This window comes from Pseudomonas sp. R15(2017) (assembly GCF_002112685.1).
GTDB classification, from domain to species: domain Bacteria; phylum Pseudomonadota; class Gammaproteobacteria; order Pseudomonadales; family Pseudomonadaceae; genus Aquipseudomonas; species Aquipseudomonas glycinae.
In genome coordinates, this window is sequence record NZ_NEII01000008.1 from 155,544 (window position 1) to 172,265 (window position 16,722).

The window sequence follows — 16,722 nt, forward strand, 5'->3', positions numbered from 1 at the left end:
TCAGCGTGGAGCGCAGGCTCAGTAGGCATATCGCAACAAGGTGTGTGGCAGGTGCCGCAAGACGAAGAAACCAAACAGGGCGACCAGCGCCGGCAATATCAGCCACCAGACTTTCTGCGGCATCGCACCCAGAGGTGCCTGGCGTTGACTGAACCACAGACCCGCCGCGCACACGCAGGCAGCGAGCATGGCGCCGGCCAGGACATCGGTTGGCCAGTGCGCGCCCAGATACACCCTTGACAGGGAAATGGCCAGCGCCGGTATACAACCGAGCAACAGCCAGGTCAGGCGCAGGCGCGGCGGCTGCCCGCGTCCGGCCAGCACGGCGAGCGCCAGGAACAGCGCGAACGATCCGGACGCATGGCCGCTGGGCATGCTGTAGCTGGTGAGCGGATCAGTCAGTACTTCCGGGCGCCCCCGGGCGAAGAACATTTTGGTGCCGGTGTTGGCCAGGGCCGTGACGAGCAGGGTGCCGCCCACGAAAATCGCATGGCGCCACTGACGGCACAGCAACAGCAGCGCGGTCAGCAGGGCGCTGAACAACAGCATGTTGCGAAATTCACCGATCAGGGTGAAAACCACTGCCACCTCATCCAGCGCCGGGCGGCGGTGTTCCTGTACCAGGGTCATGACGCCCTGATCGAGGGCGGTCAGATATGGGTAACCGATGAACAAGCCGATCAGGATCAACAGGCTCATGCTGCCGATCCAGATCGCGGCCCGGCGATGGCGGCGCAGGCTGCTGTTGGCGCTCAGGCCGACCATCACGGCGATGCTGCCGGCAACGATCCCGGCCTGCAGCCAGAAACCTTCCGGCAGTGGCAGGCGAATCGCCGCCCCGGTGGCCCAGCCCGGCAGCAGGTAGGCGAGACTCCAGCCGGCGGCTGCCAGCAGACTTACGGCGGCGAAGCGCGGGAAGGGCATGTCGCACATCCCGGCGACCATCGGCAACATTGGCCGCAACGGGCCAATGAAACGCCCGACCAGCAGGCTGGCGATGCCGTAGCGCTGGAAATAGGTTTCGGCGCCGGCCATCCATTCCGGATGATGGCGCAACCCCGGCAAGCGCCGGATATTCTGGTGGAAGTGGCGACCGAGGAAATACGAAACCACATCGCCGAGAATCCCGCCGAGAAAGCCCAGCAACAGGGTTTCGCTCAACGACAGTGCACCGCTGCCGGCCAGCACTGCTACGGCAAACAGCAATACTGTGCCGGGCACGATCAACCCGGCAATCGCCAGGCATTCCACGCAGGCCACGATGAACACGGCGGCGGCCAGCCACTGCGGATTGGCGGCCAGCCACCCGGTCACGCTATCGAGCCATGGGCCCATACAAACCACTCCATTTCATTGATGTCCCTGAACGGCGAGCCGCAGGATGTGCATTCACAGCAGAAAATAATCGCGACCTTCGACCTGACCCCGGCGCAGCGGGTTCCGCGTGCACCACTGGGCATAGGCGGCATCGACGAAGCGATACATCAAGTGTTCGTCGCGGCCATGGGGAATGCCCAGGCGGGTGGTCTGAATCACGTGGGTCGGCGCGGGGCCGGTGTCTTCCACCAGCAGTATCTCGTGGTCGAAGCGCTTGGCGTCCCACACCGGCACTTTCAGCCCCAGCGCCTTGCACAATAAGGTCTGTCCGGCACAGAGCTTCTGCGTGGGACGCGGGCGACCCTGAGCATCGGGATTGTTCAACAGCATCTGCGCCAGGCTGGCCGGGCCGCTGATCTCGTCGACCCACGGATAGGCTGATTTGATCAGCACCGCATTACCGGGGCCTTGGGCGCTGAAGTTCAGCGAATCGCCACCACGGGCGTAGTACATATAGATGTGGCCGCCATCCAGAAACAAAGCCTTACGCTTTTCTGTGTAGCCGAGGGACGCGTGGCTGCCTTTTTCCTCGCAGTAATAGGCCTCGGTTTCGATGATTCGGGCGCTGAGCCACAAATCGCCGACGCGGTGGCGAATGACTTTGCCGAGCAGATCGCGGGCCAGTGTCTGGGCGTCACGGTCAAAAAAAGCGTCCGCAAGGCCGACAGGCTGGCGCGTGGACGTGGCGCGAACGATCAGGTTGGACATGGCAAACAGGGTTTATCCAGGCGGAGGAGGTCGTGATGATAACAATTCAAGGCTTAATCCCGGCTGAACGTCGGCAAATCGTGGTCCATTTCGACCATCCGCCCGTCACCGCTGTTAGTCCCGGGACGCGACAGCTATAATCTGCCGCTTTCCTCTTTGCCAAGACCCCAGCAGACCATGACTGAGTCCGTTCTTGACTACATGACCCGATTGGGTCGCGCCGCCCGCGAAGCCTCCCGCGTCATCGGCCGTGCCAGCACCGCGCAGAAAAACCGCGCCTTGCTGGCTGCCGCCAATGCCCTGGACGCCGCCCGCGCCGAGCTTGCGGCAGCCAATGAACAGGATCTGGCCGCCGGTCGCGCCAACGGTCTGGAGCCGGCGCTGCTGGAACGTCTGGAACTGACCCCGGCGCGCATCGACGGCATGATCGTCGGCCTGCGTCAGGTCGCAGCGCTGCCGGATCCGGTCGGTGCTATCCGTGATATGAGCTTCCGTCCGTCGGGCATTCAGGTCGGCAAGATGCGCGTGCCGCTGGGCGTGATCGGGATCATCTACGAATCCCGTCCCAACGTGACCATTGACGCTGCGAGCCTGTGCCTGAAGTCTGGCAACGCGACCATCCTGCGCGGCGGTTCCGAAGCGATTCATTCCAACCGCGCGATTGCCGCCTGCATCCAGCGCGGGCTGGCCGAAGCCGAACTGCCGGCCGCCGTGGTGCAAGTGGTGGAAACCACCGACCGCGCCGCCGTTGGCGCGCTGATCACCATGCCCGAGTACGTCGATGTGATCGTGCCGCGCGGTGGCCGTGGCCTGATCGAACGCATCAGTCGTGACGCCCGTGTACCGGTAATCAAGCATCTGGACGGCATTTGCCACGTCTATGTCAGTGAACACGCCGACCTGCCGAAAGCCCAGCGCATTGCCTTCAACGCCAAGACCTATCGCTATGGCATCTGCGGTGCGATGGAAACGTTGCTGGTCGATCAACGTGTGGCGAAGGATTTCCTGCCGTCGATGGCCAGACAGTTCCGCGACAAAGGCGTCGAGCTGCGTGGCTGCGAACGCACCCGGGCGATCATCGAAGCCGTAGCGGCGACCGAAGAAGACTGGAGCACCGAATATCTGGCGCCGATCCTGTCGATCCGCGTGGTGGATGGCCTGGATCAGGCCATCGAGCACATCAACCGTTTCGGCTCCCATCACACCGACTCGATCGTCAGCGAAAACCTCGCCGACACCCGCCAGTTCGTGGCTCAGGTCGACTCGGCATCGGTGATGATCAACACCCCGACCTGCTTCGCCGACGGATTCGAATACGGATTGGGTGCCGAGATCGGCATTTCTACTGATAAGCTGCACGCCCGTGGCCCGGTGGGCCTCGAAGGACTGACCTGCGAGAAGTACATCGTGGTCGGTGATGGCCAGTTACGCGGCCAGGCGACGGTCTGACTTGTCCGACCTCGACCTGAAAGCGCCGAAACCCGGCGAGCAATCCCGTCCCCGGCGCATTGGTGTGCTGGGCGGGACGTTCGATCCGGTGCATGTCGGCCATCTACGTGGTGCGCTGGAAGTTGCCGAAGCGCTGGGGCTCGATGAGCTGCGCATGATGCCCAGCGCCCGGCCGCCGCACCGCGATACGCCGCAAGTGTCGGCGCAGGATCGGCTGGCAATGGTTGAATGTGCGGTGGCCGGTGTGCCTCCGCTGGTGGTGGACGCCCGCGAATTGCAGCGGGACAAGCCGTCCTGGACCATCGATACCCTGGAGTCGCTGCGGGCAGAAATGGCCGCCGAGACCCAGGTTTTTCTGCTTCTGGGTTGGGACGCATTCTGCGGCCTGCCCACTTGGCATCGCTGGGAAGAGTTGCTCCAGCATTGCCACATCCTGGTGCTACAGCGCCCGGACGCCGACAGCGAACCGCCGGATGCCTTGCGCAACCTGCTGGCAGCGCGTTCGGTGAGCGACCCGCTGGCCCTGAAGGGGCCGAGCGGACAGATTGCATTCGTCTGGCAGACACCGCTCGCGGTTTCCGCCACCCAGATCCGTCAACTGCTGGCCAGCGGTAAGTCGGTACGTTTCCTGGTGCCCGACGCGGTCCTGGCCTACATCGATGCGCACGGTCTGTACCGTGCGTCGAACTGAACAAGGCGTGCTTCACTGATACGAATCCACGTGTCGCCAAGCCGCCGAAAATATGAGCAAAACGAGTTTTATATGACTGACAAAGACCAAACCAAAGTAAAGCGCAAAGGCACATTCAAGAGCGCCCCGCTGCCAGAACCGGTCAACACCAACGAACCGCTGAAGGGCGACGAACTGGTCAAGGTGGCCGTTGCAGCCCTGGAAGACGTCAAGGCCCAGGACATCCAGATCATTGATGTGCGCGACAAGCAGAGCATCACCGACTACATGATCATCGCCACCGGTACCTCCAACCGCCAGATCAACGCGATGCTGGACAAGGTTCGCGAAGAAGTGAAAAAGCAGGGCGCCAGGCCGCTGGGCGAAGAAGGCAAGGGCGACAGCGACTGGGTGCTGCTGGACCTGGACCTGGTGATCGTGCACATGATGACTGCCTCGGCACGTCAGTTCTACGACCTGGAACGCCTGTGGGCCGGTGCCGAGCAAAGCCGTGCGGCGGACGCCAAGCACCACAGCCCGGAAAACACCCACGAGCATTTCACCAAGCTCAACAAAGACCAGCTGTAAGGGATTGCTGTGCGACTGCGACTGATCGCCGTCGGTTCACGCATGCCCAAGTGGGTGGAAGAAGGCTGGCATGAGTATGCCAAGCGTCTTCCGTCCGAGCTGGCGCTGGAACTGGTGGAAATTCCGCTCAATACCCGTGGCAAGAACGCCGACGTGGCCCGCTTCATCCGTCAGGAAGGCGAAGCCATGCTGGCCAAGGTCGGGCAGAACGAGCGGATCGTCACCCTCGAGGTCCATGGCAAGCCGTGGAGCACCGAGCAACTGGCGGTCGAGCTCGATCGCTGGCGCCTGGACTCGCGCACGGTCAACTTCATGGTCGGTGGCCCGGAAGGGCTGGCGCCGGAAGTCTGTGCCCGCGCGGATCAGCGCTGGTCGCTGTCGCCGCTGACGTTGCCGCACCCGCTGGTGCGCATCCTCATCGGCGAGCAGTTGTATCGTGCCTGGACCGTGCTGTCCGGCCACCCTTACCACAAGTAATCCGCCCTCATGTCTCAGCCGATCCGCATCAAGGACCACGAAAAAGACGCCCGTCTGGTGCGTGGTCGCGTCGTGTTCGGTGCAATTGCGGTGGTGGCGCTGATCTGCGTGCTGATTGCGCGGCTGTATTACCTGCAGGTGATTCAGTACGAATATCACTCGACCCTGTCGGAAAACAACCGGGTGCATGTCCAGCCGATCCCGCCGACCCGTGGCCTGATTTTCGACCGCAACGGTGTGGTGGTGGCGGACAACCGTCCGAGCTTCAGCCTGAGCATGACCCGCGAGCGCTCCGGCGACTGGCAGCAGGTGCTCGACGTGATCGTCGAAGTGCTGGAACTGACGCCGGAAGACCGGGTGATCTTCGAGAAACGCATGCGCCAGGGCCGCCGGCCGTTCGAGCCGGTGCCGATCCTGTTCGAACTGACCGAAGAGCAGATCGCCCGGATCGCGGTGAACCAGTTCCGTCTGCCGGGCGTCGAGGTGGTCGCGCAGTTGGTGCGTCATTACCCGCAGGGCGCACATTTCGCGCACTCGGTGGGCTATATGGGGCGGATCAACGAGAAAGAGCTGAAGACCCTCGATCCGGTCAACTACAGCGGCACCCACCACATCGGCAAGACCGGCATCGAGCGCTTCTATGAAGCCGAGCTGCACGGTCAGGTGGGTTACGAAGAGGTCGAGACCAACGCCCGTGGCCGCGTCCTGCGCGTGCTCAAACGTACCGATCCGGTGCCAGGCAAGGACATTGTCCTGAGCCTCGACATCAAGTTGCAGGAAGCTGCCGAGGCTGCGCTGGGCGGTCGGCGTGGCGCGGTGGTGGCGCTCGATCCGAAAACCGGCGAAGTGCTGGCGATGGTCAGCCAGCCGAGCTTCGACCCGAACCTGTTCGTCACCGGCATCAGCTTCAAGGCCTACGCCGAGCTGCGCGATTCGATCGACCGGCCGCTGTTCAACCGCGTGCTGCGCGGTCTGTACCCGCCGGGTTCGACGATCAAGCCGGCGGTGGCGATTGCCGGTCTCGATGCGGGCGTGGTGACGGCGTCGAGCCGGGTGTTCGACCCCGGTTACTACATGCTGCCCAACTACGATCACAAGTACCGCAACTGGAACCGCACCGGGGACGGCTTCGTCGACCTCGACACGGCGATCATGCGGTCCAACGACACCTACTTCTATGACCTGGCACACAAGCTGGGCATCGACCGGTTGTCGGCCTACATGAACAAGTTCGGCATCGGCCAGAAGGTCTCGCTGGACATGTTCGAAGAATCCCCCGGCCTGATGCCGTCCCGCGAGTGGAAACGCGCGACCCGGCGTCAGGCGTGGTTCCCCGGCGAAACCCTGATTCTCGGGATCGGCCAGGGCTACATGCAATCGACCCCGCTGCAACTGGCCCAGGCCACGGCGCTGGTGGCCAACAAGGGCGTGTGGAACCGCCCGCATCTGGCCAAGACCATCGAAGGCGAGAAGCCCAAGGATGAAAACCCGATGCCGGACATCATCCTGCGCGACCCGTCCGACTGGAACAAGGTCAACCACGGCATGCAGCAGGTAATGCACGGTGCCCGCGGCACCGCGCGCAAGGCTTCGATCGGCGCGCAATACCGGATCGCCGGCAAGTCGGGTACGGCGCAGGTTGTGGCGATCAAACAGGGCGAGAAATACGACCGTTCCAAGGTTCAGGAGCGCCACCGCGACCACGCCCTGTTTGTCGGTTTCGCGCCGGCGGATGACCCGAAGATCGTGGTGTCGGTGATGGTCGAGAACGGTGAGTCCGGTTCCGGCGTCGCGGCACCGGTGGTGCGGCAGGTCATGGATGCCTGGCTGCTGGATCAGGACGGACGGTTGAAGGCCGAATACGCCAGCCCTATCAGTGCGGAGGCTACGGCCCGTGATGAATAATTTCGATCGCATGCTCTCCAGCGAGGATGTGATGCGTCGCCGGGCGACGCTGTTGCAACGTCTGCATATCGACGGCCCGTTGCTGGTGCTGTTGTTGATTCTCGCGGCCGGCAGCCTGTTCGTGCTGTATTCGGCCAGCGGCAAGAGCTGGGACTTGCTGGCCAAACAGGCCACATCGTTTGGCATCGGTCTGGTGTCGATGATCGTCATCGCCCAGTTCGAACCAAGGTTCATGGCGCGCTGGGTGCCGCTTGGCTACGTGATCGGCGTGGTGTTGCTGATGGTGGTGGACATCATGGGCCACAACGCAATGGGTGCGACCCGCTGGATCAACATCCCCGGGGTGATTCGCTTCCAGCCCTCGGAATTCATGAAGATCCTGATGCCGGCGACCATCGCCTGGTACCTGTCCAAACGTACGCTGCCGCCGCAGCTCAAACACGTCGGTATCAGTCTGCTGCTGATCGGTGTGCCGTTCGCCCTGATCGTGCGTCAGCCGGATCTCGGCACTTCGCTGCTGATTCTGGCCGGTGGCGCCTTCGTACTGTTCATGGGTGGATTGCGCTGGCGCTGGATTCTCAGCGTGCTGGCGGCGGCGATTCCGGTGTCGGTTGCGATGTGGTTCTTCATCATGCACGACTACCAGAAACAGCGGATCCTGACGTTCCTCGACCCGGAAAGCGATCCGTTGGGCACCGGCTGGAACATCATCCAGTCGAAAGCCGCGATCGGTTCCGGTGGCGTGTTCGGCAAGGGCTGGCTGCTGGGCACCCAGTCGCACCTGGACTTCCTGCCGGAAAGCCACACCGACTTCATCATTGCCGTACTCGGCGAAGAGTTCGGCCTGGTGGGCATTTGCGCATTGCTGCTGATCTATCTGTTGCTGATCGGTCGTGGCCTGGTGATTACCGCCCAGGCGCAAACGCTGTTCGGCAAACTGTTGGCTGGCGCACTGACCATGACGTTTTTTGTTTATGTTTTCGTCAACATCGGTATGGTCAGTGGCCTGTTGCCGGTGGTGGGGGTGCCGTTGCCGTTCATTAGCTACGGCGGAACTTCGCTGGTGACGCTGCTGTCAGCGTTTGGGGTTTTGATGTCGATCCATACCCATCGCAAGTGGATCGCACAGGTTTGAATAAGGTGAAGAGTTCAATGCAAGTAATGCGTGACTGGGCGACACGATACGCACCGTGGCTCGGCCTGGTAGGCATCCTTGGCAGCGCGCAGGAAGCGTTGGCCGGCGATTACGAAGGCTCGCCCCAGGTGGCCGAATTCGTCGGTGAAATGACCCGCGATTACGGTTTCGCCGGCGAACAGCTGATGGCCGTGTTCCGCGAGGCCCAGCGCAAACAGGCGATTCTCGACGCCATTTCCAAGCCCGCCGAACGGGTCAAGCAGTGGAAAGAATACCGGCCGATGTTCATCACCGACGCACGCATCGCCCGCGGTGTGGACTTCTGGCGCCAGCACGAGGCCACCCTGGCCCGCGCCGAGCAGGAATACGGCGTTCCGGCCCAGGTGATTGTGTCGATCATCGGCGTTGAGACCTTTTTCGGACGTAATACCGGCAATTACCGGGTGATCGATGCCTTGTCCACGCTGGGTTTCGACTATCCTCCCCGTGCCGAATTTTTCCGCAAGGAGCTGCGTGAGTTCCTGCTGCTGGCGCGCGAGGAGCAGGTCGACCCGCTGACCCTCAAGGGGTCCTATGCCGGCGCGATGGGCCTGCCGCAGTTCATGCCGAGCAGCTTTCGCGCCTACGCGGTGGATTTCGACGGTGACGGCCACATCAATATCTGGAACAACCCGGATGATGCGATCGGCAGCGTCGCCAGCTATTTCAAGCGTCACGGCTGGGTCGCCGGCGAGCCGGTGGTCAGTCGTGCGGATGTGCGCGGTGAGCAGGTGGATGAAGGCCTGACCACCGGCATCGAGCCGACGAAAACCGTCGGGGAGTTGCGAGCGCTGGGCTGGTCGAGTCATGATGCGCTGCGCGATGACATGCCGGTCACCGCATTCCGCCTGGAAGGCGACAATGGCCCGGAATACTGGATGGGCCTGAAGAATTTCTACGCGATCACGCGTTATAACCGCAGCGTGATGTACGCAATGGCCGTACATCAACTGTCTGAACAGCTGGTACAAGCACGGGGCGTCAAGTAATGCGGGCATTGCCTATCAATAAACCCCTGAAGCTGGTGGCTTTCGCTGCGTTGGCGGTGCTGGTCGCCAGTTGTTCGACCAGCCGTTCGCCAAGCCAGAAGCCGACCACCGCCGTACGTTCGCAGCCGGGCCTGGACATCAACCGGGCTCACAAGGATGGCGCGCCGTGGTGGGACGTCGATGTGTCGCGCATCCCCGATGCAACGCCGACCCTGCACACCGGCCCGTACAAGGCCAACCCCTACACGGTGCTGGGCAAGACCTACTTCCCGCTGCAGGAGTCCAAGACCTACGTGGCCTCCGGCACCGCGTCCTGGTATGGCACCAAGTTTCATGGGCAGAACACCGCCAACGGCGAGGTCTACGACCTGTACGGCATGAGTGCCGCCCACAAGACATTACCGCTGCCGAGTTACGTTCGGGTGACCAACCTGGACAACAACAGGAGCGTGATCCTGCGGGTCAACGACCGCGGGCCGTTCTACTCGGACCGGATCATTGACCTTTCCTACGCCGCCGCCAAAAAGCTCGGTTATGCCGAAATCGGCACCGCGCGGGTCAAGGTCGAAGGCATTGACCCGCAGCAATGGTGGGCCGCCAAGGGCCGTCCGGCGCCTTTGATGCTCAACGAGCCGCAAGTCGCGCAGAATAGCGCCCCGGTGATCACGGCCTCGGCCGGCACCGTCGAGCAATGGACTCCGCCGCCGCAGCAACACGCCGCGGCCGTCGTGCCAGTCCAGCTCGATGCAAAAAAAAACGCTTCTGCACCAGCATCTGGCCAGTATCTGCAGGTGGGCGCGTTCGCCAACCCGGACGCTGCAGAACTCCTGAGGTCGAAGCTCAGCGGGATGGTGAGCGCTCCGGTGTTCATCAGCTCGATCGTGCGCAATCAGCAGACCCTGCACCGGGTTCGCCTGGGACCGATCGGTTCGCCGGGTGAAATTGCCCAGGTACAGAACAGCGTGCGCCTGGCCAACCTGGGTTCGCCAAGTGTGGTCACCGAGTAAACGTAGGACTTGATTGACGGTTCACCAGCGATTGGGGGGTGAACCAGGTTGTTGGCTCGTCGAAGAACAAAAGCCCGGCAAGGGTGACTGGAGTGAGCAACTGAACACGCGATGCTCGTAGGGTTTGCTCGAAAGCTCGCCGAGCGGCGATCAGGCAAGGCAAAAACAGGTGAGGAAGCGGAGTGTAGGGGACCTACATGAGCATTCCGAATCTGTTTTTAACGCAGCATGATCGTCGCGCAGGCAGGTTTCGGGCAAAGCCTGAAAGCCATCTGATTAATTTTGCCCGCAAGGGCAGTTTCCATTAGCGATTTCGAGAGACGGATGAACATCACCACCTTTGCCAAACGCCTGTGTCTGCTAGTCCCGCTGCTCCTCTCGCCAGCCGCCTTCGCGGCCGAGATGATGCCGTCGCCACCACAACTGGCCGCCAAATCCTACGTGCTCATGGATGCCAACAGCGGCAACGTGCTGGTGGAGAACAACGGTGACCAGCGTCTGCCGCCGGCCAGCCTGACCAAACTGATGACCGCGTACATCGCCACGCTGGAAATCCGTCGCGGCCAGATCGGTGAAAACGACCCGGTGACCGTCAGCGAAAACGCCTGGCGCACCGGCGGTTCGCGGATGTTCATCAAGGTCGGCTCGCAGGTCACTGTCAGCGACCTGCTGCACGGCATCATCATCCAGTCCGGCAACGACGCCAGCGTCGCGGTGGCTGAACACATCGCCGGCAGCGAAGACGCCTTCGCCGACCTGATGAACAAGACCGTCGCCGATCTGGGCATGACCAATACCCACTTCATGAACCCGACCGGTCTGCCGAACCCCGAGCACTACTCGTCGGCTCACGACATGGCGATCCTGGCGCGCGCGATCATCCACGAAGATCCGGCTCACTATGCGATCTACTCGCAGAAAGAGTTCTTCTGGAACGGCATCAAACAGCCTAACCGCAACCTGCTGCTGTGGCGCGACAAGACCGTCGACGGTCTGAAAACCGGCCACACCGACGAAGCCGGCTACTGCATGGTGTCTTCGGCCGTACGTGACGGCATGCGCCTGATCGCCGTGGTGTTCGGTACCAACAGCGAAGTGGCTCGCGCCGCCGAGACCCAGAAACTGCTGACCTACGGTTTCCGCTTCTTCGAAACCCAGACCTTCTACCAGAAGGGCACCGAACTGGCTCAGGCTCCGGTCTGGAAAGGTACCACCAGCCAGGTCAAGGCCGGTCTGGCACAGGACCTGACCATGACCCTGCCGAAAGGCCAGCTGAAGAAGCTCGCTGCCAGCATGACCATGAACCCGCAACTGACCGCGCCAATCGCCAAGGGCGACGTGATCGGTAAAGTCGAAGTGAAACTGGACGACAAGGTGGTGCACAGCGCCGACCTGATCGCCCTGGACGCTGTCGAGGAGGGTGGTATCTTCCGCCGCATGTGGGATAGCATCCGTCTATTCTTCTACGGCTTGTTCAACTGATTCGAGTTGACCTGCATGGCCCCGTTCCGATCCGGAGCGGGGCCTTGTTCGTTACCGGGCTTACGCTTACGAGGCCGTTACGCCATGACCGACACCGAAGTAAAGGCGCCAAAGATCGAATTTCCCCAGGTTGATTATCCGGTTAAGGTGATCAGCGATACGGGCGTCGGCAACAAAGACAAGATCATCGACATCGTCAAGAAACACGCCAGTATCAACGATGAGCGTGTCGACGAGCGTCAAAGCAGCAACGGCAAGTACACCACCATCCAGTTGCACATCGTCGCGACCGACCAGGATCAGCTGTACAACATCAACAGCGAACTGCGGGCCACCGGTTTCGTGCACATGGTGCTGTGATGCCGGGCACGCTGGGCTTTCGCGAGCTTGGCCAGATGGCTTACGAGCCGGTCTGGCAGGCCATGCAACGTTTTACCAACGAGCGTGGCACCACGGCCCCGGACGAAATCTGGCTGGTTGAACATCCGCCGGTGTTCACCCAGGGCCAGGCCGGCAAGGCCGAGCACCTGTTGCTGCCGGGAGACATTCCGGTGGTGCAGGTCGACCGCGGCGGTCAGGTGACCTACCATGGCCCAGGGCAGTTGGTAGCCTATCTGCTGCTGGATGTGCGTCGACTCGGTTTCGGCGTGCGTGATCTGGTCAGTCGCATGGAGCGCTGCCTGATCGAACTGTTGGCCAGCTACGGCGTCACTGCCGTGGCCAAGCCGGATGCTCCCGGCGTCTACGTCGACGGAGCGAAGATCGCTTCTCTGGGTTTGCGGATTCGCCACGGTTGTTCCTTTCATGGCCTGGCCCTGAACGTGGACATGAACCTGGAACCGTTTCGACGGATTAATCCCTGCGGCTATGCCGGGCTGGCGATGACCCAGCTGAGCGAGCACGCAGGATCGATTGAATTTGCCGAGGTAAGTGCCCGGCTGCGCGCGCAGCTCGTCAAACACCTCGACTATGCTGAGCAGACGACCCTGACGGGCGGAATCGACTGATATGACTACTGATGCAGTGCAAACCATGATCCCGACGCTCGACGTGACCGAGCGCCCGGCCCCGCGTCCCAAGGTTGAAGCCGGCGTCAAGCTGCGCGGCGCCGAGAAGGTTGCACGCATTCCGGTGAAGATCATTCCGACCACCGAACTGCCGAAGAAACCCGACTGGATCCGCGTGCGCATCCCGGTTTCGCCGGAAGTCGATCGCATCAAGAGCCTGCTGCGCAAGCACAAGCTGCACAGCGTCTGCGAAGAGGCCTCCTGCCCGAACCTGGGCGAGTGCTTCTCCGGCGGCACCGCGACCTTCATGATCATGGGTGACATCTGCACCCGTCGCTGCCCGTTCTGCGACGTTGGCCATGGTCGTCCGAAGCCACTGGACGTCAACGAGCCGGAAAGCCTGGCCATCGCCATCGCCGACCTGAAACTCAAGTACGTGGTGATCACCTCGGTTGACCGCGACGACCTGCGTGACGGCGGTGCCCAGCACTTTGCCGACTGCATCCGTGAAATCCGCAAACTGTCGCCGAACGTGCAGCTCGAGACTCTGGTCCCGGACTACCGTGGCCGCATGGACATCGCCCTGGAAATCACCGCAGCCGAGCCGCCGGACGTGTTCAACCACAACCTGGAAACCGTACCGCGCCTGTACAAGGCTGCGCGTCCGGGTTCGGACTACCAGTGGTCGCTGACCCTGCTGCAACGCTTCAAGCAGATGATGCCGCACATCCCGACCAAGTCCGGCCTGATGCTGGGTCTGGGCGAGACCGACGACGAAGTCATCGAAGTCATGAAGCGCATGCGCGAACACGACATCGACATGCTGACCCTGGGCCAGTACCTGCAACCGTCCCGCAGCCACTTGCCGGTGCAGCGTTTCGTGCACCCGGACACCTTCGCCTGGTTCGCCGAGGAAGGTTACAAGATGGGCTTCAAGAACGTCGCTTCCGGTCCGTTGGTGCGTTCTTCGTACCACGCCGACGAGCAGGCGAAACTGGTCAAGGCCGAGCTGCTGGGTTCCTGATTCAGCGCTGAATGAAAAAATGCCCGCCGTGGTTTAGCGCCCGGCGGGCATTTTTTTGTCTGGCCTACACTCGTTGCTGACTTTTCCCGCAACCTGCGGCGTGGCGGAGCCCCTTCTGTTTGTCGCCGTTCCTGACTACTGTGTGAGCATGACTTTACACAGGGAGATCCATGGATGACCGTTCGACCAACCCACACCCTTTTCCCGCACAAGCCTGTGCCCGCGCTGCCGTCGGAAGGGCTGATAGGCGTCATTGCGCCTGCCGGCCCCGGCACGCTGGACACTGAAAGGGCCGTTCAGTGGATGCGCGCCCGGGGCTACGGTTTGCGGGTGTTCCCTGGCGTCTACGAGAAGGATGGCTATCTGGCCGGCAGCGACGAGGTGCGGCTCAACGATCTGCACACGGCGTTCGCTGACGAAGAGGTCGATGCGATCATTTGCCTGCGCGGTGGCTACGGTACGCCAAGGTTGCTGGATCGCATCGATTACGACCTGCTGAGCCGCCATGCCAAGCCCTTCGTCGGTTACAGCGACATCACCGCACTGCATCTGGCCATCAGTCGTTATGCCGGTTTCGTGACCTTTCACGGGCCGCTGCTGAATGCCGATCTGCTGGGGGACAAGGAACCGCCGACGGTGACCTCGTTCTTCGCCATGCTGCGCGGTCAGTTGAAGGCCGGGAGTGTACTGAGTCATCCGGCGGCCTATCCATTGACCACCGTGGAGCCCGGCATTGCCCACGGGCGTTTGCAGGGAGGCAATCTGGCGATGATCGCCGCGACCTTGGGCACGCCTTATGAAATTGACGTCGAAGGGGTGATTCTGCTCATCGAGGACATCAACGAGCCGCTGTATCGAATCGACCGTTTGCTGACCCAGATGCGACTGGCGGGCAAGTTGGCCCGATTGCGCGGCGTGTTGGTCGGGGATATTGCGGGGGTGGATGTCGATGCGCTGAATCGCCTGCTCAAGCAGACCTTCGAGCCGCTGCGGATTCCGGTGCTGTCAGGATGGCGTAGCGGGCACTGTGATCCGAACCTGACGCTGCCGTTGGGGGCGCTGGTTCGACTGGATGCGGGGAAGAAGGAATTGATGCTGGAGCAGGATGTGGTGATCAAGGCATAGAAACTGATCGCCTGATAGTCAGTCATCGCGGGCAAGCCCGCTCCCACGGTTTTCAGGTTGTACGCAGAACTGCGATCACCTCTAAACCTGTGGGAGTGGGCTTGCCCGCGACGCTTTTACTGGTTACGCAGGCTTTCAAGCAGCTTGTGCGTCGGATAACCATCTGCCGGCCAGCCGAACGACTGCTGCGCACTGCGGATCGCCTTGCGCGTATTGGCACCGATGATCCCGTCTGCCGCACCGGCGTCGTAGTTGCGCGCGGTGAGCAGGTTCTGCAGTTCGATCCGCTCGGTGCGGCTCAGCGGCAGGTCATCCTTTGGCCAGGTGCCATTGATCAGGCCGGCGCCGTTGAAGCGCTCGGACAACAGGCTGACGGCCAGTGCGTAGGACGACGAGTTGTTGTACTTGAGGATCGCCCGGAAGTTATCGAGGATCAGGAACGCCGGGCCACGGTAGCCAGCCGGCAGCAGCAGGGCGGCGGACAGTTGCTCGGAGCCGGCCGGCACCTGGCCGCCGTTCGGCAGGATCACGCCCAGTTGCCGCCATTCAGCAACGCTTTTACGAATCGCGCCGTCGGCCAGGGTGTAGTCGAAACCGCTTGGCAGCTGGACTTCGAAGCCCCACGGCTGGCCACGCTGCCAGCCGGAGCTTTGCAGGTAATGCGCGGTGGAGGCCAATGCGTCAGCCGGGCTGCCCCAGATGTCGCGGCGACCGTCACCGTCGAAGTCCACGGCGTGGGTGTTGTAGGTAGTCGGGATGAACTGGGTCTGGCCCATGGCGCCGGCCCAGGAACCGAGCATTTTCTCCGGCGTGATGTCGCCCTGTTGCAGAATCTGCAGTGCCGCGATCAGCTGGGCATGGGCAAAGCCCGGGCGGCGGCCTTCATAGGCCAGGGTGGCCAGAGAGTTGATCACCGATTTGTTGCCCTGGAACTGGCCGAAATTGCTTTCCATCCCCCACACCGACACCAGCGCCTGGCGATCGACGCCATAACGCTGTTCGATGCTTTGCAGGATATCGGCGTACTGGCTGATCAGGGCCTGCCCTTTGCGCACGCGCAACGGCGAAAGGGCACCGTCCAGGTACTCCCAGACCGGCCGGGCGAACTCCGGCTGGCTGCGGTCGGCGCGAATCACGCTGGCATCGAAGCTGACATTGGCGAAGGCGCGGTCGAACAGGTCGGCACGGATGCCGGCGGCCAGAGCGTCCTTGCGGAAACCAGCCTGCCATTCGGCAAAGGTCTGGGTCGGTTGCAGGTCGAGGTCGTCGCCGGACGGCACTACCGGCGGGATGACCGCTGGGGCTGTGGTAACGGGAACGGTCTTGAGCGGTTGAGCGTCGGCGGCGGTGGGTTTTTCCGCGCAGGCGACGAGCAGTATGAAGCTGGAGGCAGCGATCAGTTGGCGAATGGGCCAACGACGGGAAAGACTGAAGGGCATGCACAGGTCCAGGGAATACAAATCAGGTGCAGACCTTAACATGAGGAAGGGGTGCTGCGCTTCAAGCGGCCAGAAAGTAAGAAGCCTCCCAGCTGTCAGACTGGAAGGCTTCGCGGCGGTAGCTGCCTTTACCCTTGGTGGGTCGTTCCTGGCGGCTGCGGAACAGGGGTTGGGCGACGATGGATTTGGCCTTGTTGTGGCCATGTTTCGATGGCTTTTTGCTCATGAGGATTCTCTCGATTGAGTGAGGTTTTGCGCGGCAGATAATCTGCCGATCTCAAGCCGCTGTCTATAGGACCGA

17 protein-coding genes are annotated in these 16,722 nt (G+C 62.1%); 13 read left to right on the forward strand and 4 right to left on the reverse strand.

The window, feature by feature from the left end:
- Positions 1–18 precede the first annotated feature (18 nt).
- Both CAF77_RS17620 and CAF77_RS17625 read right to left on the reverse strand, forming a co-directional pair.
- Entirely contained in the window at positions 19–1,335 is a 1,317-nt protein-coding gene (locus CAF77_RS17620) for a bifunctional DedA family/phosphatase PAP2 family protein (RefSeq protein WP_064382184.1), read from the reverse strand.
- A gap of 54 nt (positions 1,336–1,389) precedes the next feature.
- A complete protein-coding gene (locus CAF77_RS17625) occupies positions 1,390–2,085 on the reverse strand; it encodes a DNA-3-methyladenine glycosylase (protein ID WP_064382183.1) in 696 nt (231 codons plus the stop codon).
- Between the two features lie 177 nt (positions 2,086–2,262).
- Between CAF77_RS17625 and CAF77_RS17630 the strand changes: the two genes are divergently transcribed.
- From CAF77_RS17630 to CAF77_RS17690, 13 genes are all read left to right on the forward strand, one after another.
- Positions 2,263–3,534, forward strand: a complete 1,272-nt coding sequence (locus tag CAF77_RS17630; protein WP_064382182.1) for a glutamate-5-semialdehyde dehydrogenase — start codon at positions 2,263–2,265, stop codon at positions 3,532–3,534.
- Positions 3,503–4,225 (forward strand): nicotinate-nucleotide adenylyltransferase, encoded by a 723-nt coding sequence (gene nadD / locus CAF77_RS17635; protein WP_064382181.1) that lies wholly within the window; start codon positions 3,503–3,505, stop codon positions 4,223–4,225. Before CAF77_RS17630 ends, nadD begins: the two co-directional genes overlap by 32 nt.
- 72 nt (positions 4,226–4,297) lie before the next feature.
- Positions 4,298–4,792: a ribosome silencing factor gene (rsfS, locus tag CAF77_RS17640; protein ID WP_064382180.1), complete on the forward strand. Its 495-nt coding sequence runs from the start codon at positions 4,298–4,300 to the stop codon at positions 4,790–4,792.
- A gap of 9 nt (positions 4,793–4,801) precedes the next feature.
- The gene (gene rlmH, locus CAF77_RS17645; RefSeq protein ID WP_009051038.1) at positions 4,802–5,269 is read left to right on the forward strand and encodes a 23S rRNA (pseudouridine(1915)-N(3))-methyltransferase RlmH; all 468 of its coding nucleotides are present in this window, start codon (positions 4,802–4,804) and stop codon (positions 5,267–5,269) included.
- Between the two features lie 9 nt (positions 5,270–5,278).
- Positions 5,279–7,174, forward strand: a complete 1,896-nt coding sequence (gene mrdA, locus CAF77_RS17650) for a penicillin-binding protein 2 (protein ID WP_011336099.1) — start codon at positions 5,279–5,281, stop codon at positions 7,172–7,174.
- A 31-nt stretch (positions 7,175–7,205) separates the two neighbouring features.
- Entirely contained in the window at positions 7,206–8,309 is a 1,104-nt protein-coding gene (gene rodA, locus CAF77_RS17655) for a rod shape-determining protein RodA (RefSeq protein WP_050761190.1), read from the forward strand.
- Between the two features lie 17 nt (positions 8,310–8,326).
- The gene (gene mltB, locus CAF77_RS17660) at positions 8,327–9,337 is read left to right on the forward strand and encodes a lytic murein transglycosylase B (RefSeq protein WP_007958658.1); all 1,011 of its coding nucleotides are present in this window, start codon (positions 8,327–8,329) and stop codon (positions 9,335–9,337) included.
- Positions 9,337–10,344 carry a septal ring lytic transglycosylase RlpA family protein gene (locus CAF77_RS17665; RefSeq protein ID WP_064382179.1) on the forward strand — a complete coding sequence of 336 codons (1,008 nt, stop codon included), beginning with the start codon at positions 9,337–9,339 and terminating at the stop codon, positions 10,342–10,344. The genes mltB and CAF77_RS17665 overlap by 1 nt, the downstream gene beginning before the upstream one ends.
- Before the next feature lie 324 nt (positions 10,345–10,668).
- On the forward strand, positions 10,669–11,826 hold the full coding sequence (locus CAF77_RS17670) for a D-alanyl-D-alanine carboxypeptidase family protein (RefSeq protein WP_011336095.1): 1,158 nt from the start codon (positions 10,669–10,671) through the stop codon (positions 11,824–11,826).
- 84 nt (positions 11,827–11,910) lie between these two features.
- The gene (locus tag CAF77_RS17675; RefSeq protein ID WP_064382178.1) at positions 11,911–12,186 is read left to right on the forward strand and encodes a DUF493 domain-containing protein; all 276 of its coding nucleotides are present in this window, start codon (positions 11,911–11,913) and stop codon (positions 12,184–12,186) included.
- The gene (lipB, locus tag CAF77_RS17680) at positions 12,186–12,833 is read left to right on the forward strand and encodes a lipoyl(octanoyl) transferase LipB (protein ID WP_039771855.1); all 648 of its coding nucleotides are present in this window, start codon (positions 12,186–12,188) and stop codon (positions 12,831–12,833) included. The genes CAF77_RS17675 and lipB overlap by 1 nt, the downstream gene beginning before the upstream one ends.
- Before the next feature lie 25 nt (positions 12,834–12,858).
- Positions 12,859–13,857: a lipoyl synthase gene (gene lipA / locus CAF77_RS17685; protein WP_162130488.1), complete on the forward strand. Its 999-nt coding sequence runs from the start codon at positions 12,859–12,861 to the stop codon at positions 13,855–13,857.
- Between the two features lie 174 nt (positions 13,858–14,031).
- A complete protein-coding gene (locus CAF77_RS17690; RefSeq protein ID WP_085654998.1) occupies positions 14,032–14,982 on the forward strand; it encodes an LD-carboxypeptidase in 951 nt (316 codons plus the stop codon).
- A gap of 116 nt (positions 14,983–15,098) precedes the next feature.
- On the opposite strand, the gene CAF77_RS17695 is transcribed toward CAF77_RS17690, so the two are convergent.
- Both CAF77_RS17695 and arfA read right to left on the reverse strand, forming a co-directional pair.
- Positions 15,099–16,421 (reverse strand): lytic murein transglycosylase, encoded by a 1,323-nt coding sequence (locus CAF77_RS17695; RefSeq protein WP_085655000.1) that lies wholly within the window; start codon positions 16,419–16,421, stop codon positions 15,099–15,101.
- A gap of 61 nt (positions 16,422–16,482) precedes the next feature.
- Positions 16,483–16,647: an alternative ribosome rescue factor ArfA gene (arfA, locus tag CAF77_RS17700; RefSeq protein ID WP_007958672.1), complete on the reverse strand. Its 165-nt coding sequence runs from the start codon at positions 16,645–16,647 to the stop codon at positions 16,483–16,485.
- Positions 16,648–16,722: the final 75 nt, after the last annotated feature.